This window comes from Bacillus benzoevorans (assembly GCF_014207535.1).
Taxonomy (GTDB): Bacteria; Bacillota; Bacilli; order Bacillales; family Cytobacillaceae; genus Bacillus_BD; species Bacillus_BD benzoevorans.
This window is the reverse complement of the sequence record NZ_JACHGK010000001.1, coordinates 1-20,366: the sequence shown is the minus strand read 5'-3', so window position 1 is coordinate 20,366 and position 20,366 is coordinate 1. Positions and strand designations below refer to the sequence as shown.

General features: G+C 40.3%; 15 protein-coding genes, 16 tRNA genes and 2 rRNA genes. 4 read left to right on the top strand and 29 right to left on the bottom strand.

Features of this window, described 5'->3' with window-relative positions:
• Positions 1-248: 248 nt before the first annotated feature.
• The 4 genes from HNR53_RS00165 to HNR53_RS00150 form a co-directional block, all read right to left on the bottom strand.
• Positions 249-2,144 carry a PrkA family serine protein kinase gene (locus tag HNR53_RS00165; RefSeq protein WP_184521315.1) on the bottom strand — a complete coding sequence of 632 codons (1,896 nt, stop codon included), beginning with the start codon at positions 2,142-2,144 and terminating at the stop codon, positions 249-251.
• A gap of 981 nt (positions 2,145-3,125) precedes the next feature.
• Positions 3,126-3,875, bottom strand: a complete 750-nt coding sequence (gene nfsA, locus HNR53_RS00160) for an oxygen-insensitive NADPH nitroreductase (RefSeq protein ID WP_184521313.1) — start codon at positions 3,873-3,875, stop codon at positions 3,126-3,128.
• A gap of 120 nt (positions 3,876-3,995) precedes the next feature.
• Entirely contained in the window at positions 3,996-4,475 is a 480-nt protein-coding gene (gene trmL / locus HNR53_RS00155; protein WP_377802066.1) for a tRNA (uridine(34)/cytosine(34)/5-carboxymethylaminomethyluridine(34)-2'-O)-methyltransferase TrmL, read from the bottom strand.
• Between the two features lie 74 nt (positions 4,476-4,549).
• The gene (locus HNR53_RS00150) at positions 4,550-5,446 is read right to left on the bottom strand and encodes an amidase domain-containing protein (protein WP_184521309.1); all 897 of its coding nucleotides are present in this window, start codon (positions 5,444-5,446) and stop codon (positions 4,550-4,552) included.
• Positions 5,447-5,681: 235 nt separating this feature from the next.
• Between HNR53_RS00150 and HNR53_RS00145 the strand changes: the two genes are divergently transcribed.
• Positions 5,682-6,284 (top strand): TetR/AcrR family transcriptional regulator, encoded by a 603-nt coding sequence (locus HNR53_RS00145; RefSeq protein ID WP_184521306.1) that lies wholly within the window; start codon positions 5,682-5,684, stop codon positions 6,282-6,284.
• A 25-nt stretch (positions 6,285-6,309) separates the two neighbouring features.
• On the opposite strand, the gene queG is transcribed toward HNR53_RS00145, so the two are convergent.
• From queG to HNR53_RS00130, 3 genes are all read right to left on the bottom strand, one after another.
• Positions 6,310-7,434, bottom strand: a complete 1,125-nt coding sequence (queG, locus tag HNR53_RS00140) for a tRNA epoxyqueuosine(34) reductase QueG (RefSeq protein ID WP_184521304.1) — start codon at positions 7,432-7,434, stop codon at positions 6,310-6,312.
• 228 nt (positions 7,435-7,662) lie between these two features.
• Positions 7,663-7,736, bottom strand: a tRNA-Gly gene (locus HNR53_RS00135).
• Between the two features lie 184 nt (positions 7,737-7,920).
• The gene (locus HNR53_RS00130; RefSeq protein WP_184521302.1) at positions 7,921-9,576 is read right to left on the bottom strand and encodes an FAD-dependent oxidoreductase; all 1,656 of its coding nucleotides are present in this window, start codon (positions 9,574-9,576) and stop codon (positions 7,921-7,923) included.
• A gap of 279 nt (positions 9,577-9,855) precedes the next feature.
• On the opposite strand from HNR53_RS00130, the gene HNR53_RS00125 reads away from it, so the two are divergent.
• Entirely contained in the window at positions 9,856-10,023 is a 168-nt protein-coding gene (locus HNR53_RS00125; protein WP_184521300.1) for a hypothetical protein, read from the top strand.
• A 249-nt stretch (positions 10,024-10,272) separates the two neighbouring features.
• Here HNR53_RS00125 and folE read toward each other — a convergent pair whose 3' ends face one another.
• The 5 genes from folE to HNR53_RS00100 all read right to left on the bottom strand — a co-directional run bounded on the left by folE (position 10,273) and on the right by HNR53_RS00100 (position 15,111).
• Positions 10,273-10,830 (bottom strand): GTP cyclohydrolase I FolE, encoded by a 558-nt coding sequence (gene folE / locus HNR53_RS00120; protein WP_184521298.1) that lies wholly within the window; start codon positions 10,828-10,830, stop codon positions 10,273-10,275.
• Positions 10,831-10,950: 120 nt separating this feature from the next.
• Positions 10,951-11,778, bottom strand: a complete 828-nt coding sequence (locus tag HNR53_RS00115) for a formate/nitrite transporter family protein (protein ID WP_184521297.1) — start codon at positions 11,776-11,778, stop codon at positions 10,951-10,953.
• A gap of 42 nt (positions 11,779-11,820) precedes the next feature.
• Complete coding sequence (locus HNR53_RS00110; protein WP_184521295.1) at positions 11,821-12,450, bottom strand: cyclodeaminase/cyclohydrolase family protein; 630 nt, start codon at positions 12,448-12,450, stop codon at positions 11,821-11,823.
• Between the two features lie 100 nt (positions 12,451-12,550).
• Positions 12,551-13,426, bottom strand: coding sequence for a bifunctional 5,10-methylenetetrahydrofolate dehydrogenase/5,10-methenyltetrahydrofolate cyclohydrolase (locus HNR53_RS00105; RefSeq protein ID WP_184521293.1), 876 nt, complete (start codon positions 13,424-13,426; stop codon positions 12,551-12,553).
• 14 nt (positions 13,427-13,440) lie between these two features.
• The gene (locus HNR53_RS00100; RefSeq protein ID WP_184521291.1) at positions 13,441-15,111 is read right to left on the bottom strand and encodes a formate--tetrahydrofolate ligase; all 1,671 of its coding nucleotides are present in this window, start codon (positions 15,109-15,111) and stop codon (positions 13,441-13,443) included.
• A 667-nt stretch (positions 15,112-15,778) separates the two neighbouring features.
• Between HNR53_RS00100 and exaC the strand changes: the two genes are divergently transcribed.
• Entirely contained in the window at positions 15,779-17,299 is a 1,521-nt protein-coding gene (gene exaC, locus HNR53_RS00095) for an acetaldehyde dehydrogenase ExaC (RefSeq protein ID WP_184521289.1), read from the top strand.
• A gap of 17 nt (positions 17,300-17,316) precedes the next feature.
• The gene (locus tag HNR53_RS00090; RefSeq protein WP_184521287.1) at positions 17,317-17,679 is read left to right on the top strand and encodes a DUF779 domain-containing protein; all 363 of its coding nucleotides are present in this window, start codon (positions 17,317-17,319) and stop codon (positions 17,677-17,679) included.
• A 387-nt stretch (positions 17,680-18,066) separates the two neighbouring features.
• Here the strand turns inward: HNR53_RS00090 and HNR53_RS00085 are convergent.
• From HNR53_RS00085 to HNR53_RS00005, 17 genes are all read right to left on the bottom strand, one after another.
• Positions 18,067-18,148 (bottom strand) — tRNA-Leu (locus tag HNR53_RS00085).
• Positions 18,149-18,170: 22 nt separating this feature from the next.
• Positions 18,171-18,259: transfer RNA gene (locus tag HNR53_RS00080), tRNA-Leu, on the bottom strand.
• A 37-nt stretch (positions 18,260-18,296) separates the two neighbouring features.
• A tRNA-Cys gene (locus tag HNR53_RS00075) sits at positions 18,297-18,371 on the bottom strand.
• A gap of 9 nt (positions 18,372-18,380) precedes the next feature.
• Positions 18,381-18,455: transfer RNA gene (locus HNR53_RS00070), tRNA-Gly, on the bottom strand.
• Between the two features lie 4 nt (positions 18,456-18,459).
• Positions 18,460-18,534 (bottom strand) — tRNA-Gln (locus HNR53_RS00065).
• Between the two features lie 18 nt (positions 18,535-18,552).
• A tRNA-His gene (locus tag HNR53_RS00060) sits at positions 18,553-18,628 on the bottom strand.
• A 14-nt stretch (positions 18,629-18,642) separates the two neighbouring features.
• Positions 18,643-18,713: transfer RNA gene (locus tag HNR53_RS00055), tRNA-Trp, on the bottom strand.
• Positions 18,714-18,716: 3 nt separating this feature from the next.
• Positions 18,717-18,800 (bottom strand) — tRNA-Tyr (locus HNR53_RS00050).
• 22 nt (positions 18,801-18,822) lie between these two features.
• Positions 18,823-18,898, bottom strand: a tRNA-Phe gene (locus HNR53_RS00045).
• Between the two features lie 26 nt (positions 18,899-18,924).
• A tRNA-Asp gene (locus HNR53_RS00040) sits at positions 18,925-19,001 on the bottom strand.
• A gap of 3 nt (positions 19,002-19,004) precedes the next feature.
• Positions 19,005-19,078, bottom strand: a tRNA-Met gene (locus HNR53_RS00035).
• 134 nt (positions 19,079-19,212) lie between these two features.
• Positions 19,213-19,288 (bottom strand) — tRNA-Val (locus HNR53_RS00030).
• 12 nt (positions 19,289-19,300) lie between these two features.
• Positions 19,301-19,375 (bottom strand) — tRNA-Glu (locus HNR53_RS00025).
• 11 nt (positions 19,376-19,386) lie between these two features.
• Positions 19,387-19,479: transfer RNA gene (locus HNR53_RS00020), tRNA-Ser, on the bottom strand.
• Positions 19,480-19,482: 3 nt separating this feature from the next.
• Positions 19,483-19,557: transfer RNA gene (locus HNR53_RS00015), tRNA-Asn, on the bottom strand.
• Between the two features lie 277 nt (positions 19,558-19,834).
• Positions 19,835-19,950 (bottom strand): 5S ribosomal RNA (gene rrf, locus HNR53_RS00010).
• 120 nt (positions 19,951-20,070) lie between these two features.
• Positions 20,071-20,366 (bottom strand): 23S ribosomal RNA (locus HNR53_RS00005); the annotation flags it as partial.

The window sequence follows — 20,366 nt, the reverse complement described above, 5'->3', positions numbered from 1 at the left end:
ACCCCTCCTTAAAAAATGAATTTTTCCTGCACACTTTTTCCATGAATACATACAATATTGCGAGTATCTAATAACATTTTAGATTACTCTATCATATGCAAAAAATGAAAATTATTTACTAATATTTTAATAATATGACAATCGCCCAGGTGACTAAAAAACAAAAAAAAGAGCATTTATCATCATGCTCTTTTTTAATTCTAAGGAACGTGTTTGACATCGTTTGCTTACTGCTTCAGTTATTCATATCAGCGGTTCAATAGACTTCCAACATAGCGAAGTAATTCATTAGCCGAAGTAGAATTGTAGCCATGTTCGTCAATTAATCGCTTGACAACTTCATTTACTTTCTTCAATTGCTGTTCATCTGGGGTTTTAGTTGAGGTCGTGATCTTCACAACATCCTTTAAATCAGCGAATAGCTTCTTCTGGATTGCTTCGCGAAGGCGGTCATGTGAATTGTAATCAAACCGTTTCCCTTTTCTTGCATAAGCCGAAATGCGGATGAGAATTTCCTCTCTAAATGCTTTTTTCGCATTTTCCGAGATTCCGATTTGTTCTTCAATCGAACGCATGAGCTTTTCATCAGGGTTAATTTCTTCTCCTGTTAAAGGATCGCGGAGTTTTACTTTGTTGCAATATGCTTCAACATTATCGAGATAATTTTCCATTAACGTTTTTGCCGATTCTTCATAGGAGTAGACAAATGCTTTCTGAACTTCCTTCTTCGCAATTTCATCATACTCTTTACGTGCCAGGGAAATATAATTTAAGTAACGTTCACGTAATTCAGCGGTTATGGATGGGTGTTGATCAAGTCCTTCTTTTAACGAAAGCAGGACGTCGAGCGCATTAATGCTCGTCATTTCTTTGCGGATTATAGTAGAAGAAATCCGGTTGATAACATAGCGCGGATCAATTCCGCTCATTCCTTCATCACCGTATTCTTTCTTTAATTCTTTCACATCGGCCTGATTATACCCTTCCACACTTTCTCCATCATAAAGGCGCATCTTTTTCACTAAATCGATATCACCTTTTTTCGGTTCCTTCAGTCTTGTTAAAATGGTAAACATAGCTGCCACCCGTAATGTATGCGGCGCAATATGAACATCGGCCACATCACTTTCACGGATCATTTTTTCGTAAATCTTTTCTTCCTCTGACACCTTTAAATTGTACGGAATCGGCATGACGATAATCCTTGAATGAAGGGCTTCGTTTTTCTTATTTGAAATAAATGAACGGTATTCCGTTTCATTCGTATGGGCTACAATCAATTCATCCGCACTAATCAGGGCAAACCTGCCTGCCTTAAAGTTTCCCTCCTGCGTCAAAGAAAGCAAATGCCACAGGAATTTTTCATCACATTTCAGCATTTCCTGGAATTCCATCATCCCACGGTTTGCTTTATTTAACTCTCCGTCAAAACGATAGGCCCGCGGGTCCGATTCTGAACCATACTCAGCAATGGTAGAGAAATCGATACTTCCTGTTAAATCGGCAATATCCTGCGATTTCGGATCAGAAGGGCTGAATGTACCGATCCCCACTCTGCGATCCTCTGAAAAGAAGACTCTTTCGATCAGCACGTCTTCAATTCGACCGTTATATTCCTGTTCCAATCGCATCATGTTTAATGGAGAAAGGTTCCCTTCAATCCGGATACTATATTCATCAAAGAAATCCTTCCGTAAATGATGCGGGATTAAATGGAGCGGATCTTCATGCATCGGGCACCCTTTAATCCCAAATACTGCACCCTTATCAGAGAGAGAATAAGCTTCAAGCCCCCTCTTTAACATCGTCACTAAGGTTGATTTACCACCGCTGACAGGACCCATCAATAATAAAATCCGTTTACGGACATCAAGCCTTTTAGCAGATGGATGGAAATATTCCTCCACTAATTTCTCTAAAGCTTCCTCCAGACCAAATAGCTGGTTGGAAAAGAATTTATAACGCTTATGACTATTTTCCTCTTCGACACCAGAATCCTTAATCATATTATATACTCTTGAATGTGCTGACTGGGCAACCCATGGTTTCTCTTTAATAATCTCCAGGTATTCTCCAAATGTTCCTTCCCATTTAAGCTTTTCCTCTTCCTTACGATATAACTCAATCTTTTTTAATATATCCATATGGACCTCCCCTGTCGCTTTTTCCCGCTTAAACAGGCTTTCACTCTATCATGCTGATTCGACTTTAGATGCTTGCCCATAAAAGCCCGAACTCGCAAACATAACCAGACAAAAGCACACCCGAATTCCCTAACCATTATAAGAAGTTTATTTTCCCCCTTAAATGGCTAATCCTGCTATCAGAAACGATTAATATACTCTATGCGCGAAAAATTGTGAACATGCCAAAAAAGCATAATATGTAAGGGTATCTGCCATTATTTCCAGCAAATGTTAGGCGGCTTTTCCAATAGATATAGCACCATGTTTTACAATTTATGAATGATCCAAAATAGCGCTCGTCACCTTTGTGATACTCATCACTTTTTGTGTACAAACGCTGGAAAATCAGCACAAACTATTCACAAGTTAATTTTTATAGGCTATAATAAATTTGAAGTTTGCTCTATAAATCCTTAAGGTGCTTTTCTGTAACTGAAGATAATCCTGATAATACGCAAAAGATGGACTGCACTGTATTCTTTTGGTATCGTTTTCAAACAGAGTTTTAGTGTTTTACATTTATAATAAATTGCTTTTCAAAGGGGGCATACATAAGTGGGTTTAATCCTTATCCTTGGTGTAATGGTTGCTTTTCTTGCTGCCATCTTCACAGCAGGTTACAACGACAAACCAAAAATAACAAAATAGTAAGTATAAAGGCCGCATTGTGCGGCCTTTTTGCTTTTACACTGATAGGAAAGCCTAAAATTGCGGCGAAGAAGCATCTCAGGCGTTGTAGCAATTTCAATGAAATCAGAATAGGTGCAATAAGGTTTTTCTTAGAGCTTCAGCTCTTAGAAAAATCAAACGGGCTCTGCGTGATAAGACTTTACTTAGAGCTTCAGCTCTTAGTAAAGTCCATCGGGCTCAGCGCGACTACGTCTCTGTCTTCGCCCTTCAGGCTCGCCAAACAGCGAGTTTTCTTTATCATATACGTGTTTACTTTAGGTCCAACCCATGATTTTTAATAAATTCATTCATATACATTCTTGACGGACTTCTGAGAGTACCTGCCATCTGCCCGGTCCACGTATCCGTTCTTTTCCCTTTCGTACGCTTTTCATAATAGCTGGAAACAAGCACATTATACTGCTGCAGTTCCTCTTTAAATTCGGCCATATTCTGCTGGTATTCATTTTCATGATAAACATTCTTCATCGGCAGACGCGGCCTTTGATCCGTAATTTTTTCCGGATACCCAACAGCCAGCCCAAACAAAGGAATGACTCTTTCAGGTGTCTTTAACAGTGCGCATACTTCTTCCAAGTTATTGCGGATACCGCCGATATAGCAAATCCCTAAGCCTAGGGATTCAGCAGCAATAGCGGCATTCTGCGCTGCCAAAGCAGCATCAATTAATGCCACCATAAACTTTTCTGTGCTCTCAATAGCAGTGGACACGTCCGTATTCTCCATAGCACCTGCTGTTTCCAGACGGTATAGATCAGCACAGAATACAAAAAAGTGGCCGTTCTTCTCCACATATTTTTGCTTTCCCGAAAGCTCAGCCAATGTTTTCTTTTTCTCGTAATCCGTTACCCCGATAATGGAATAAGCCTGTACATAACTTGATGTTGATGCGGCCTGAGCGCTCGTCACAATTGTTTCAATCTGCTCTTTTGTTAAAGGCTTATCCTCAAAATGGCGAATCGATCTGTGCGATAATAACGTTTCAATGATTTGATTCATACTACCATCCCTCTAATTATGTATTCTTTTATATACTAACTTTGTTTGATTCTATTCGCTACTATTTAATGAAAGTTTTCGGTAATGAAAAAAAGGAACCCAAAACGCGGGTCCCTTTTCTTATTTTAAATGAAGGAAATTTTGCTGTCGTAATGCCTCGTAAACAAGAATGGCAGCGGTATTTGATAAGTTTAATGAACGGACGTTGGTTGTCATCGGGATGCGCAGAAAATGATCTTTATTCTTTTCTAATAATTCTTTAGGAAGCCCGGTTGATTCTTTGCCAAACATAAAGTAGTAATCTTGCTCCTGATTACTGAAATCGTAATCAGCGTAGGTCTTTTCTCCAAATGTTTCAATATAATAAAATTCCCCGTTATTTTGAGTAAAAAAATCATCAAGGGAATCATAATACGCAACTTTTACAAACGGCCAGTAATCAAGTCCTGCTCTTTTTAACATTTTGTCATCTGTTGAAAAACCAAGAGGACGAATTAAATGTAAATAAGTATCTGTTGCTGCACATGTACGTGCAATATTGCCAGTATTTGCTGGGATCTCCGGTTGATATAAAACTACATGCAGTGCCACATCTTTCACCTCAAAAAAATAAACTGTAATTATTATATCACATGTTTGTGATAAGCAAGCTTAGAGTTCTGATTCCAATAAGGCTATTCATCATCGGTAATGGTGAAAAATTTATATTTAATATTTGCTGTATAAGCGGTCGAATCTTCGTAGTCCCAGTATCTCATCCTGCTGTTTGAAGTATGGGCATTGACAAGCGGCATCCCGTTTGCATCCTTTGCTGTTACCATCGTACTGTGATTAATACGGCCATCTCCTTCAAAATCATAACAAATCACATCTCCTAAGAGCAGCTGCTCAGGACTATCCACTTCCACCGCTCTCAATCCTCGCTTCGCTCCCGGTAAATACCATCTTAAAGCATTGGCAACCGACCAGCTATAGCTCCAGTTATTATTTTCCATCCACCATCCGCTGGAACGGTTTGGGGATCCTGCCATGGGAGCTCCTCCAGCATGAAGACATTGCGAAATAAAATTTGTACAATCTACATCAAACTTAGTATAAGCAGGGTTGTAATCATTCCACCATCTTTCCGCATATTGCACCGCCCTTAAACGATTATAACGGAAAAAACCCCACTTTCCCTTTCCCGCCTTTCCTTGTCGCTCGAATTCACCTGTATCCCTGAACTCCTTTGCACTTGCCGCAATATAGTTCGGACTTTTCTCTTTGTCATAAATGAGCACTCCTTTATAAAATTCCGCCTCCCTTAATTCCACTTCCTCTTCCAAATATATATAACCCTTTTGATCAATTAAATACTGAATATGCGCCTGATAATGAACCATTTCCACATCAGTACCGCTTTTCTCCACCCTGTCAATGATCCCCCTAGCCTTCACTTTCATAATCTCAGCTTTTCTATTGTGTAACAGCTCCTTTTTTTTCGCCATTTTATCACAAGTTTGACTATCCCTTACATAAGTAACACAAGCTTGAGCCCTTTTGGAAAGAAAATCCTGCAGCTGTCTCCGCATCGGCATCACTCCTCTCATATAGATATATATATGAACGGAGTTTACATTCTTGATAAATGCCTCCTAACATACTGAAGTACAGAATATCGCACCTTTGCAGGAGTTCCCATATCCCGTGGACTATCGGAAATACTAGTGATTTAGAAGCATTTCTGATGAGGAATTATGTTAAAATAGTAATAAAGAATGTTTATCTCTTGCATTTACCTTACTGATTTTTCCTGGAGGGATTGGTATGCTGACAGAAGAAAAGGATGTAGATAGAAGAGTTCGGAGAACAAAACGAATGTTTCGCCAAGCATTCATCAAACTATTAGAGAAAAAAGACTATAAACATATTACGGTAACAGATATCGTTGAATATGCAGATTATAACCGCGCCACTTTTTATCTTCATTATAAATATAAAGAGGATTTAGCTGAAGAAGTGGTGGAAAGTATGATAAATGACTTCATTTATGCCTTTCGCTTTCCATATCAGAACAAGAATCATCAGGATCTAAGCAAAACTCCCCCTTCTGATATTATTCTATTTGACTATATTTTAGAAAACAGGGACTTTTTCAAGCTTTGGAAGAAAACTGAATGTATTCCCCATCTTCAGGAAAGATTTATTCAAACAATTAAAGTGCTTACAAAAGAGGCAATCGTTCCGCTAAAAAATCTTGGTCCAAAAAACGATAAAGACCTTTTTGTTACCTTTCAAGCCTATGGCATTATGGGGTTAATCACGGAATGGATACAAAGTGACTTCGAATCACCACCCGAATATATGGCAGCGCAATTAATAGATATTATCTGTTTTTATCCGCAGGCAATAATGAGTTCAAGCATTTAAAAAGATGAGGGAGCAGTGGGCCCTCTCATCTTTTTAATGCGTTTATGATTTCTTTCCTGACACTGTCATCCATTTCCTTTTCTAATGCAGCTTCAAGCAGCCTAATCGCTTCTTTCCCCGCGATTTTCCTTATTGCCCATGCCGCTGTACCGCGCAGCACCGGCCTTGTGTCATTCTGTAAGACATTTAGTATCGTTTCGATATCTTCTTTATCCTTAAAATGGGCAAGGGCCATCACCGCATTTCGCTGAATTGGATTTTTCCCTCGCCAAGAGCCGGACAATGTGCCGAATTGTTCCTTAAACTGACGGTTACTCAAATTTAGCAGCGGTTTTAATAATGGTTTAACTATTTCAGGTTCCGGTTCAACTTCAGGATGAAGGTGAAAATCCATCCCCTTATTCTCCGGACAAGCTGTTTGGCAGGAGTCACATCCGTAAAGCCGGTTCCCGATCTTATCGCGGAATTCTTCCGGAATCAGCTCTTTTGTTTGCGTCAGAAAAGAAATACAGCAGCTGGCATTGATTTGCCCCCCTTGTACAAGGGCACCTGTCGGACAGGCGTCCAGACACTTACGGCAGTCCCCGCAGCGGTCCTCGATGGGTGCATCCGGTGCAAATGGGATATTCGTAATCATTTCACCGATATAAACGTAAGAACCAAATTCCGGCGTAATAATGGAACAGTTTTTGCCGCTCCAGCCGATTCCGGCTCGTTCCGCTACTGCACGGTCAACCAATTCGCCCGTGTCAACCATCGAACGAAATTGGGCATCAGGTACCTTCTCTGCCATAAAGGTTTCGAGTTTCCTTAAGCGTTCCCGCAAGACCATATGGTAATCCAATCCCCATGAGGCACGGGAGAAGATTCCTCTGCGTTCACCTTTCTTACTGCTGACCCGCTCTGTCATCTTCGAGGGATACGCAACCGCGATCGAGATAATGGACTCCGCTCCATCAAGCAGCAAGCGGGGATTGACCCTTTTTTCAATATCATCTTCTTCAAATCCTGATTGATAGTTTAACTCTCTTTGCTTGATCAGGCGATTTCGCAGTTCAGCAAACGGCGCAGCGGTTGTAAAGCCGATTTTATCTACCCCAATCGTTTTGCTATATTGAATAATTTCTTGTTTTAATTGGGCAATATTCATCTTTTCATCACCTCTCTTTTGCTGAGTTCCATGGAAAATGTAAGTATTGTTAAATAACGGAAATAACAGGAAGGAGCCTATTACCATTCTAATAGGGATAGAAGATACAGGGAGGAGTAACTGGAAGGTGCCCGCTTTTCATTATCAAAAAACTTTGTCGAAAAATATAAAAAACGCAACACCTCGTTCTCTGTTGGATACGAAATACTGCGTTGATACCGATATGTATGGAGCGGGTGATGGGAATCGAACCCACGACAACAGCTTGGAAGGCTGTAGTTTTACCACTAAACTACACCCGCATGCTTTTCACAAAATTTATCTTAACAAAAAAATTACATTGATGCAATAGAAAATTGAATTTTATGCGAAAAAATGTTGAGGATTGTCAAATTGTATACTTTCTGTTGAAAAATTTGTTGAAAAGTTTTATTTTTCTATATAAACCTGAGCCCTTAATCGTTGATTAAGGGCCCTTTTGTCAGTTTATTTTTTGTTTCCGTAAACAGATGAATAGGTTTTCCAGCCGCCATCTACATTCTTCACTTTAAATCCATTGTTTTGCAGAATACGTGCAGCTAGATATCCCCTTAATCCAACCTGACAGCTAACATAAATCGTTTGCTCCTTTGGCAGTTCAGCTAACTTTTCACGGAGATCATTTAACGGGATATTGATAGACCCTTCAATATAGCCAAATTCACGTTCCACCGGTTCACGAACATCAATGAGCAATCCTCCGCCGGCAATCACTTCGTCCACCTCATGCCATTGAATATGTTCCAATTCGCCTTCCATGAGATTTGTTGCTACATACCCTGCCATATTTACGGGATCCTTTGCCGAAGAAAACGGCGGTGCGTATGATAATTCTAGATTTGTTAAATCCTCAACTGTTAAGCCGCCTTTAATCGCTGTGGCAATGACGTCCATTCGTTTTTCAGCACCATCTGCCCCCACAGCCTGTGCTCCGTATATTTTACCTGTTTCTTTATCAAAGATGAGCTTAAAAGCAATAGGGGCTGCTCCAGGATAATAACCGGCATGTGAACTTGGATGAATGTGCAATACCTCATAAGGGATACCTGAACGCTTTAACGTTTTTTCATTATTTCCTGTAGCAGATACGGTTAAATCAAACACCTTCGCCACAGACGTTCCCAGTGCCCCTTGATACTTCTCTCTTTTTCCCATCATATTATTGGCAGCAATCCGTCCTTGGCGGTTAGCCGGACCAGCAAGCGGAATCATTGCTTTCGTTCCGTTTACATAGTCAACTACTTCCACTGCATCCCCGACAGCATAGATATCTTCGTTTGAGGTTTGCAGGTATTCATTGACCACAATACCGCCACGTGCCCCTAATTCAAGACCTGCTGCTTTTGCTAACTCATTTTCAGGTCTGACACCAATGGAAAGAATCGTCATATCGGTTTCGATTTCAGTACCATCAGAAAGAATGATTTTTCTCCCTTGGTCAGCAAATGACTGCACACCGTTTTCGAGAATGAGCTGCACTCTCTTTTCTCTTAAATGAGAATGAAGGATGCTGGCCATTTCAAAATCAATCGGTGCCATTACTTGATTGGCCATCTCTACAATTGTAACCTGAATTCCTCTTTCCGCTAGGTTTTCGGCCATTTCAATTCCGATAAAGCCGCCGCCGACAACCACTGCCTTTTGTGGCTTTTTCTCATCAACAAAGCCCTTGATTTGATCAGTATCCGGAATATTTCTCAGTGTAAATAAGGCTTGATTCTCCTGTAAGCCCGGGATTGGCGGCACAATTGGACTTGCACCGGGAGATAATAACAGCTTATCATAGGTTTCCTGATAGGTTTCGCCATTTTGCAGATTGTGAATGGTCACTAATTTTTTTTCAGGGTCAATACTTATAGCTTCGCTTAAATTACGAATATCAATTTTGAAGCGGTTAGACATTCCCTTAACGGTCTGTACTAACAGCTTTGATCTTTCCTTAATCACCTCACCGATGTAATAAGGAAGACCGCAGTTTGCAAATGAAATATATTCCCCGCGTTCTACTAAAATAATTTCAACTTCTTCACTGATTCTTCTTAATTTCGCTGCAGCAGTTGCACCCCCTGCCACCCCGCCGATAATAATGATCTTCTGTGCCATTACCAATAACCTCCTAAATGAAATTTTTAGTTTTTACTATTACCCCTATTGGTATATATATTTACAAAAAAATAGACAAATATTTCATGACATCCTGTAAAATAATTATAAACTCTTCATAAAATGATTATATACCCAGATGGGTATATAATCAACCATAACAGATAGAGTTGCTTTTTTATTCAAAAAGAATTCACGCTGAATTCTTTCATCGTGATATGTCATAGCAGTCCTTTTCTGCGAATATACTGACAATAATCGTTCTAACGGGGTGAAAGTATGAAAGTACTTGCCAAAACACCAAGAGATTTTGTATTGACCTTCAATAATGAGGAGTTTATTGGATTATCAGAAAATGAAAAACATGAAAAAATTGCCAAAGCGCTAAGAGAAGTTATTTTTAATCAAGTATGGTGGATTGAAATTAAAGAATACATTGCATTTTAAAGAAAACTCACCGATTGAAATGAAAATGGGGCATCCTGCAGATGCGGGGTGGTCCTTCCCAGGCATTATCGATTTTCCCCATCATTTCTCACCGGCACTTTTTCAATTTTTCCCCTTTTTGAACCGGCTGAATTGATATTTCTATATGTACAGCTTCCGAATATCCGAAAACAATGAAAAACGGCCAGACATATTTGTCAACCGTTTTATCAGCTTCTTATATTGGATTTCAGGGGATTCTTCCACAGACTAATTTCTAATAAACGAGAGCACTTCATTCCTTGACTTGCTATCAGATTTAAACGTTCCTCTAACTGCACTTGTAACTGTTTTTGCACCTTGTTTTTTTACTCCTCTAATCGTCATGCACATATGTTCTGCTTCAAGAACGACAATGACACCTCTAGGGTCGAGACTTTCCATTAATAAATCGGCAACAGTTGACGTAATTCTCTCTTGTAATTGCGGTCTCTTACTGACATCCTCAAGTATTCGGGCAATTTTGCTTAACCCAATGACACGTCCATTTTTAGGCAGGTAGGCAATATGTGCTACGCCAAAAAAAGGAACTAAATGATGTTCGCACATTGACGAAAATTGAATGTCTTTAATCAAGACCATTTCCTCATGATTTTCGTAAAAAACTGTTCGGGCGTGTTCTTTAGGATCCTTGTTTAAACCTGCAAATACTTCTTCCATCATCCTTGCAACCCTTTTTGGTGTTTCGACTAATCCTTCACGATCCGGATTTTCTCCGATTGCAAATAATATTTCTCTTACTGCTGATTCTATTCTTTTACTATCCATGATTTTATACCTTACACTTTCTGTAAAATGCAGCTAAATACCCTATACAGGTAAATCCTGTCTTAAACTTTCTTTTGCTATTTTGTTAATAGTAAAACCTTTTTTTAACAACTTCCCGTTCTATACGGCACGAGCCTTTTTAATAACTTCTTCCTCTCTATTAGATTGATTTTCAAGTTTTGCAATATTTCTTTTATAAGCCATAAAATAAATAAGACTAACAAAAATGGATCCGCCAATAGCATTCCCTAAAAATACGGGGATTACATTTGGTAAAAAAGCAGACCATGATAAACCGCCGGCAAAAATAGCTGCCGGAATGATGAACATATTAGCTACGACGTGCTGAAATCCAATTAATACAAATGTCATGGTAGGAAACCAGATCCCCAATATTTTGCCGAAAAAGTCTTTGGCTCCATAACATAACCATACAGCCATCGAAACCAGCCAGTTACATCCAATTCCTGAAACCAATGCAACCCAAAAAGGGTCATTTACTTTCGCCTGAGCTGTAGCAACTGTTTTTTCCAAGAAAGCTCCCTCAGTCAGTCCGACAAAATGGCCAAAAAAATAAGCAACAAACAATGCACCTAACAAATTGGTAAAGGTAATTAACAGCCAATTAATTAGTAATTGAGTGAAAGTTATCTTTTTAGCATAAAAAGCAATGCTGACTGCCATCATATTACCGGTAAGTAATTCACCACCGCCCAATAATATACAAATTAACCCGATTGGGAACACTGAAGCCCCAATAAACGTAACTAGACTTCCCCATTCATGAGGCATCGTTCCGGTTACACGAATATATGCCAGATACCCCACTGCAATAAACGCTCCTCCTAAAAAACCTAAAAACATCAAGGGAAATTTGGATAAATTAGCCTTTTCTGTTCCTTTCTGAATGGAAGTATTCGCAATTTCTAGCGGACTATAATAATCCATTTCCTCTCCACCCCCTTAGTCATATAAAGTTATGAATAATACCTATTTTGCAATCAACATTTGTTCTACATCATTAAATATTTTATCAGCCTTTGCTATGCCAACTTTTTCAATTTCAAATAATTCACTTTCTATTTTGTTTTTAAGGTTTTCGTCTTTCATGATTTTAGTATTAATTAAAACATTCAATTTTGCTCCCTGCAGGGCTGCTTTACAAAATACTACTCCCACTCCAACATCGCTGATCGCAATACGAGTACCTTTTTTTCCATACTCTTCATGTAAATTAATCGCAGCTAAACAATTGCGGGCAATCTCAAGCGGTACCATTGAGGCTTCAACAAGTACACCTTGCAGGACTTCTTCTTTCTTCTTTTTCTCTTCTTCTGTGGCTGCAGGTAATCCGTAGGCTTGAGAGAGAGGATAGAAAACATCCGCATCTTTTTGTACTAGACTTTTAAGATTATTAATAATCTCTTCTGATTTTTCAAGAAGTTTAATGATATCTTCTTCTACATCCTTATATTTCTTTTTTCCCACGGTCAGGTTTCCTACCATACTTCCTAATGCCATTCCCAGTGCGCCAACATAGGCTGAGGCACCGCCGCCGCCTGGTACCGGCGCTTTTGATGAGAGTTCTTGGATAAATTCATTGCTGCTTTTTTCTAACAAAGCGATCCCTCCAATAATAATTCAGACGCCCATTTTATAAAGGAAGGCAAAAGTAAAACTTATCCTTTTACCTTCCCTATGATTCAGTTCAAATTTATCCTTACACTAAACTGGGCTTCTTTTTTGTGCTCGTTAAATTTTCACAAGCTTGCACCACATGACCCAATAGAATGGTTGTCGTAATCAGTCCAACACCACCGATGGAAGGTGTAATGGCTTTTACCTTGTCAAAGACTTGATCATAATCAACATCCCCGCAAATGCCGCCATTTCCATCATCATTGATGCCAACATCGATAACGATTGAATGTTCACCAAAGTACTTTTCATCCATAAACTTAGCCTTTCCAATCGCGGCTACCACAACATCTGCTTTTGCAGTAACAGCAGGCATATCCTTCGTACGTGAGTGGCAAATCGTTACCGTTGCATTTTCATCTAAAAGCAGCATAGCAAGGGGCTTTCCTACAACCAGGCTCCTTCCCGCAACTGCTACATTCGCTCCACTTAAAGGAATCTGATAAGATTTAAGTATTTCAATGACTGCTTTCGGTGTACAAGGAGCAAATCCTGTGCTGTGACCCTCGAAGACTCTTTCTAAGTTGACTGGATTCATGCAGTCAATATCTTTTTCAGGGGCAATTAGATTTTGAATCACATCTATATCCAGATGATCCGGAAGCGGTCTGAAAATCATCATTCCATGAACATTCTCATCTTTATTTGCTTTTTCAAAAACAGACGTTAATTCTTCCATGGAAACAGTGACTGGAAGCTCCAGCACATTGATATTAATCCCTAATAGATCGCAGTTTTTTAAAATCCCTCTTTCATAAGAAAGATCGTCTTCACGTGCACCAACTCTAATTAACAAAAGAGTTGGATTGATTTCTTTTTCTTTAAGCGCTTCTACTCTTGAGATAATATTTTCTCTTAATGATTGAACAACTGGTTTTCCTGCTAATTTCTCGCCCATGTTTTCCCTCCTCATTATGAGAGTCCGACAATTTCTCCGCTCTCTAAAATATCCATTCCATTTGCTGCCGGAACTTTAGGAAGACCTGGCATTGTCATAATGGAGCCTGTTAAAGCTACAATGAAGCCTGCCCCTGCACTTACCTTAACTTCTCTAACTGTAATTCTAAATCCAGTTGGAGCTCCAAGTAACTTCTCATTATCTGAGAAAGAGTATTGAGTTTTCGCCATACAAATCGGCATTTTATCTAAACCAAGCTTCTCAAGTTCAGCAATTTGTTTTTTTGCAGGAGCAGTAAAGTCCACTCCGTCCGCACGATAAATTTCCTTAGCAATGGTTGAAATTTTCTCTTCAATGGAAGAGTGTACATCATAAAGCGGTGCGTAATTAGATGGTTTTGTTTCAATCACTTCAACCACTTTTTGTGCTAATTCAACAGCACCTTCTCCACCTTTTGTAAATACTTCTGCAAGCACCACATCTACCCCGCGTGCAGCACATTTTTCTTTTAATAATTGAATTTCAGCTTCTGTATCTGTTGGGAATTTATTGATAGCAACAACAGCAGGCACGCCAAATTTATTGACATTTTCAATATGTCTTTCAAGGTTTGCAAGACCTGCTTCAAGAGCCTGCAGATTTTCAGCAGCAAGCTCTGTCTTAGGAACGCCGCCATTCATTTTAAGTGCTCTAATAGTCGCAACTATGACAACCGCATTTGGATTTAATCCGGCAAATCTAGATTTGATATCAAAGAATTTCTCTGCACCTAAATCTGCACCAAAACCAGCTTCTGTTACTACATAATCAGCTAGTTTTAAACCAATTCTTGTGGCCATAACAGAGTTACAACCATGAGCAATATTCGCAAACGGTCCACCATGGATGAATGCTGGTGTATTTTCAATCGTTTGAACTAAGTTTGGTTTAATGGCATCTTTTAATAACATGGCCATTGCACCTGTTGCATTTAATTGTCCAGCTGTTACAGCTTCTCCGTCTGTATTGTAGGCCACGACCATTCTTGATAGTCTGTCTTTTAAGTCTGACACACTTGTTGCCAGGCAAAGAATCGCCATAATTTCGGATGCAACGGTAATATCAAACCCGCTCTGTCTCACAACGCCGTCTGGTTTCCCGCCAAGACCAATCACAATATTTCTAAGAGCACGGTCATTCATGTCAAGTACTCTTCTCCAAACGATTTTCTTCGGTTCGATTTTAAGAGCATTGCCTTGCTGCAAATGATTATCAAGTAGAGCCGCAAGTAAATTATGGGCAGATGTAATCGCATGGAAATCACCAGTAAAGTGAAGGTTGATGTCTTCCATTGGTACAACTTGAGCATAACCGCCGCCGGCAGCTCCACCTTTTACACCAAATACAGGACCTAGAGATGGTTCTCTTAATGCTGTAATTGTTTTCTTGCCAATTTTATTTAATCCCATTGAAAGACCAACATTCATTGTTGTTTTTCCTTCTCCGGCAGGAGTTGGATTAATAGCTGTTACAAGAATAAGTTTTCCGTCAGGCTTATTTTCTAAGCGGGATAATACATCCAATGATACCTTTGCTTTATACTTTCCGTATAATTCCAATTCATCATCAGTAATTCCTAGTGAATCAGCAATCTCACTAATTGGGCGCATTTTAGCCTCTTGGGCAATTTGAACATCTGTTTTCATATGATCTCTCCTTATATGTATCGGTTTATTGTTTTGCAGTAAGATTTAGCAAACGTAGACTTCAAATCAATGAAGGAATTTTTTTCATTCGATTTCAAAGTTTGCACGAGTATCGTAACCGCTTACTTTATTGTGTATCTTTTGTCGATTCTTTATGATAAAACAAATTCCCTAAGCGACTCTCAAACGGGCACAATGACTAGGTCTGAGCTCAGGTTACGGATAATACCAACTACTCTATAACTTTTATTTTCAGACAGTATCTGCAGTATACGGTCTGTGAAATTGATTCCTATGTACAAGGATGCTGCCAACACTCACATTGTTATTGTAATATAATTGATTTTATTTGTAAATTCTTAATTACTATTATTATTATTCCTTAATGCAAAATAATTATTTTTTGAAAATAACATTCAATTTAAACCTATTTTCAGGAACATATTAATGTTTTATTAGTTTAGTAAACTTATTTAAAATAGTTATAATATTCAAAAAATATATGTTCAAGCAACAAAAGTTCCCTTATAATGGAAATACAGATGGTTTTAGTCCAAATCCAATAGTAAGGATTCAACTTTTCCATTACATAGTTTTAAATTGGGACTTACCAACTAAAAAAAGCAGTACGCAAGATCTTATTAAAATAGAAAAAGGAGATGGAGCTATGATTTATGCTAATCCGAATACATCAGGAGCAAACGTTCAATTCAAAGAAAAATATGATAATTTTATTGGCGGCGAATGGGTTCCACCGGTAAAAGGCCAATATTTTGAAAATAAGACTCCTGTAACCGGGGAAGTCTTTACTCTGGCTGCTCGTTCTACAGCTGAAGATATTGAACTAGCTTTAGATGCAGCCCATGCAGCAAAGGATGCTTGGGGAAAAACTTCTGCAGCAGAACGCGCTTTTATATTAAATAAGATTGCGGACCGGCTTGAAGAGAACTTAGAAATGCTGGCTGTAGCGGAAACTTGGGAAAATGGGAAAGCAGTCCGGGAAACATTAAACGCTGATATTCCTTTAGCGATTGATCATTTCCGCTATTTTGCCAGTGCGATTCGTGCCCAGGAAGATCGGACTAGTCAATTAGATCATAATACTGTAGCGTACCACTTCCATGAACCGCTTGGTGTTGTTGGACAAATCATTCCATGGAATTTCCCCATTTTAATGGCGGCTTGGAAAATGGCTCCAGCGTTAGCTGCTGGCAACTGTATCGTGTTAAAACCAGCTGAACAAACGCCTGTTTCGATCATGGTCTTAGTTGAGCTAATCCAGGACTTACTTCCTGCTGGAGTTCTAAATGTAGTCAATGGTTACGGCATTGAAGTAGGCAAACCGCTTGCAACAAATCCTCGTATTGCGAAGGTGGCTTTCACCGGATCAACTGCGGTTGGACGTCAAATTATGCAATACGCAACAGAAAATATCATTCCTGTAACGCTCGAACTAGGTGGAAAATCACCAAATATATTCTTTGCAGATGTGATGAATCAGGATGATGAATTCTTAGATAAAGCGATCGAAGGTTTTGTCATGTTTGCCCTCAATCAAGGCGAGGTTTGTACTTGCCCTTCACGCGCCCTAATTCAAGAGTCGATTTACGGTAAATTTATGGAGCGTGCATTAGAGCGTGTAAAAGCGATTAAAGTTGGAAACCCGCTTGACACCGATGTCATGATGGGTGCCCAAGCCTCTATTGAACAAAAGGAAAAAATCCTTTCATACATCAGCCTGGGAAAAGAAGAGGGGGCACAATTATTAGCTGGCGGAGAGGAAAATCAGCTTGGCAATCAGCTTGAAAATGGATATTACATTCAGCCAACCGTATTCAAAGGAAATAACAAAATGCGGATTTTTCAAGAGGAAATTTTTGGACCAGTCCTTAGTGTGACTACCTTCAAAGACTTTGAGGAAGCAATCGAAATAGCCAATGATACCATGTATGGCTTGGGGGCAGGTGTATGGTCACGAAATGGCGATGTTGCTTACCGTGCCGGACGAGCCATTCAAGCCGGTCGTGTTTGGACCAATACTTATCACCAATATCCGGCAGGCGCTGCATTCGGCGGTTATAAAATGTCAGGCATTGGTCGTGAAAACCATGCTATGATGCTGGAACACTATCAACAAACGAAATGTTTATTAGTCAATTACAATAAAAACGCCCAAGGTTTCTTTTAATGTGAAAGGATGCTGCCATGGTTGAACGTGTTACGGCAACGGATAAAGCACTAATATTAATAGAAACAATGAAAGAGAAACATGGACAAATCCTGTTTTATCAATCCGGCGGCTGCTGCGACGGATCTGCTCCGATGTGCTACGGTAAGGATGACTTTTTATTAGGTAATTCCGACATTTACCTCGGCGCAATCGGGAACATACCCTTTTACATGCATAAAAGCCAATATGATTATTGGAAACATACCCAATTAATCATTGATGCTATTCCAGGACGCGGCGCAGCATTCTCTCTTGATAGTATCGAAGACAAGCATTTCATTACACGCTCCCGTGTTTTCACAGACAAAGAGTATCATGAAGTAATTAGACTATTGTAGTTTATTATTGAAGAATCACTCTCCAGTATTTTTGTTTAACGGGTTTTCATAAAGGTGCAAAACAGTAAATCACAATGCAAATAGGGTGCGAAATCGCAGTGATTTTCTCACCCTATTTTTCCATTTATACTATCCAAATCTTTGAATTTTGTCTTATTTAGAGAAGTTAATCGGAATATCTCCGCTAATATCGGCTTCTTAAGCCTCCCCTATATACATTAACCGGAAATTTTCTGCTTATGAATCTCAAACCTTTTCCATCTTTCCTCCAAGTATTGTAAGGATAATTCAATTCACATTAATAACATAATTGACATTCAAAACAAAAAGCACTCACAAACATTGAAATATATCAACATTCGTGAGTGCTTCATTTTGTTCTTATGATACCGGTGGTCGGGGTCGAACCGACACTCCAGAAGGAACACGATTTTGAGTCGTGCGCGTCTGCCAATTCCGCCACACCGGCATATTCAATTAACATTTATTACTGGTGCCGAGGACCGGAATCGAACCGGTACGGTAGTCACCTACCGCAGGATTTTAAGTCCTGTGCGTCTGCCAGTTCCGCCACCCCGGCATATCATCTATCTGTATGCAATAGAAAATGCTAAAATTGGAGGCGGCAACCGGATTCGAACCGGTGGATAAAGGTTTTGCAGACCTTGGCCTTACCACTTGGCTATGCCGCCGTTAAATTTTGGAGCGGAAGACGGGGTTCGAACCCGCGACCCTCACCTTGGCAAGGTGATGTTCTACCACTGAACTACTTCCGCATAATGGCTGGGCTAGCTGGATTTGAACCAACGCATGACGGAGTCAAAGTCCGTTGCCTTACCGCTTGGCTATAGCCCAATAATGCTAATTAATAAATGGGGCGGCTGATGGGGATCGAACCCACGAATGTCGGAACCACAATCCGATGTGTTAACCACTTCACCACAGCCGCCATAATACTACAAACAGGGGTAGTAGGAATTGAACCCACACCGAAGGTTTTGGAGACCTTTGTTCTACCTTTAAACTATACCCCTAAATGGTGGAGGGGGACGGATTCGAACCGCCGAACCCAAGGGAACGGATTTACAGTCCGTCGCGTTTAGCCACTTCGCTACCCCTCCATATTAAATGAAACTAAAAAAATGGTGGCTCAGGACGGAATCGAACCGCCGACACATGGATTTTCAGTCCATTGCTCTACCGACTGAGCTACTGAGCCACAAGTTATATTGAATTTTAAAAAAATGGCGGTCCGGACGGGACTCGAACCCGCGACCTCCTGCGTGACAGGCAGGCATTCTAACCAGCTGAACTACCGGACCATATTGCGGAGGCAGGATTTGAACCTGCGACCTTCGGGTTATGAGCCCGACGAGCTACCGGACTGCTCCACCCCGCGATAATAGAAAATTATACAGTATTCATACTCCAATAAGGAGTAAAGACTGTCCCGAATCTACGATTCGGTACAACTCGCAGCTTTTTCAATGGAGTAACGCTTCGTTGCTCCACCCCGCGATAATAAAAACAATATGGTGGAGGTTGACGGGCTCGAACCGCCGACCCTCTGCTTGTAAGGCAGATGCTCTCCCAGCTGAGCTAAACCTCCACATAATTTAAATGGTGACCCGTATGGGAATCGAACCCATGTTACCGCCGTGAAAGGGCGGTGTCTTAACCGCTTGACCAACGGGCCGTAAAATAAAATGGCGGAGAGCAAGGGATTTGAACCCTTGAGACAGGTTTTGCCCGCCTACACGATTTCCAATCGTGCTCCTTCGGCCACTCGGACAGCTCTCCATATGGCTCCGCAGGTAGGATTCGAACCTACGACCGTTCGGTTAACAGCCGAATGCTCTACCACTGAGCTACTGCGGAAAATATTGTATTATCCCCAAATCTTTAAAAAAATCCTTTATATAAAGATTGTGATTTGTGCTCCGAAAAAGCCCTTGGCTTTTTATCGCAAGCCGCGTCCTCTTCAGGACACCGCGGCTCACTGAGCTACTGCGGAAAATATTGTATTATCCCCAAATCTTTTAAAAAATCCTTTATATAAAGATTGTGATTTGTGCTCCGAAAAAGCCTTGGCTTTTTATCGCAAGCCGCGTCCTCTTCAGGACGCCGCGGCTCACTGAGCTACTGCGGAATAACAGCTTGGCGGCGTCCTACTCTCACAGGGGCAAAGCCCCAACTACCATCGGCGCTGAGAAGCTTAACTTCCGTGTTCGGGATGGGAACGGGTGTGACCTTCTCGCTATCGTCACCAAACTATTTTCAAGACATATATTATTATAATGTCTTTACATTTTTTTTCAAGGGATTCTCAGAAATTATTCCCTCAAAACTAGATAATACTGAAGAAGTGAATAACAAGCAATCATCATTAATTAGGTTAAGTCCTCGAACGATTAGTATCTGTCAGCTCCACGTGTCACCACGCGTCCACCCCAGACCTATCAACCTGATCATCTTTCAGGGTTCTTACTAGCTTACGCTATGGGAAATCTCATCTCGAGGGGGGCTTCATGCTTAGATGCTTTCAGCACTTATCCCGTCCGCACATAGCTACCCAGCGATGCCTTTGGCAAGACAACTGGTACACCAGCGGTGCGTCCATCCCGGTCCTCTCGTACTAAGGACAGCTCCTCTCAAATTTCCTGCGCCCACGACGGATAGGGACCGAA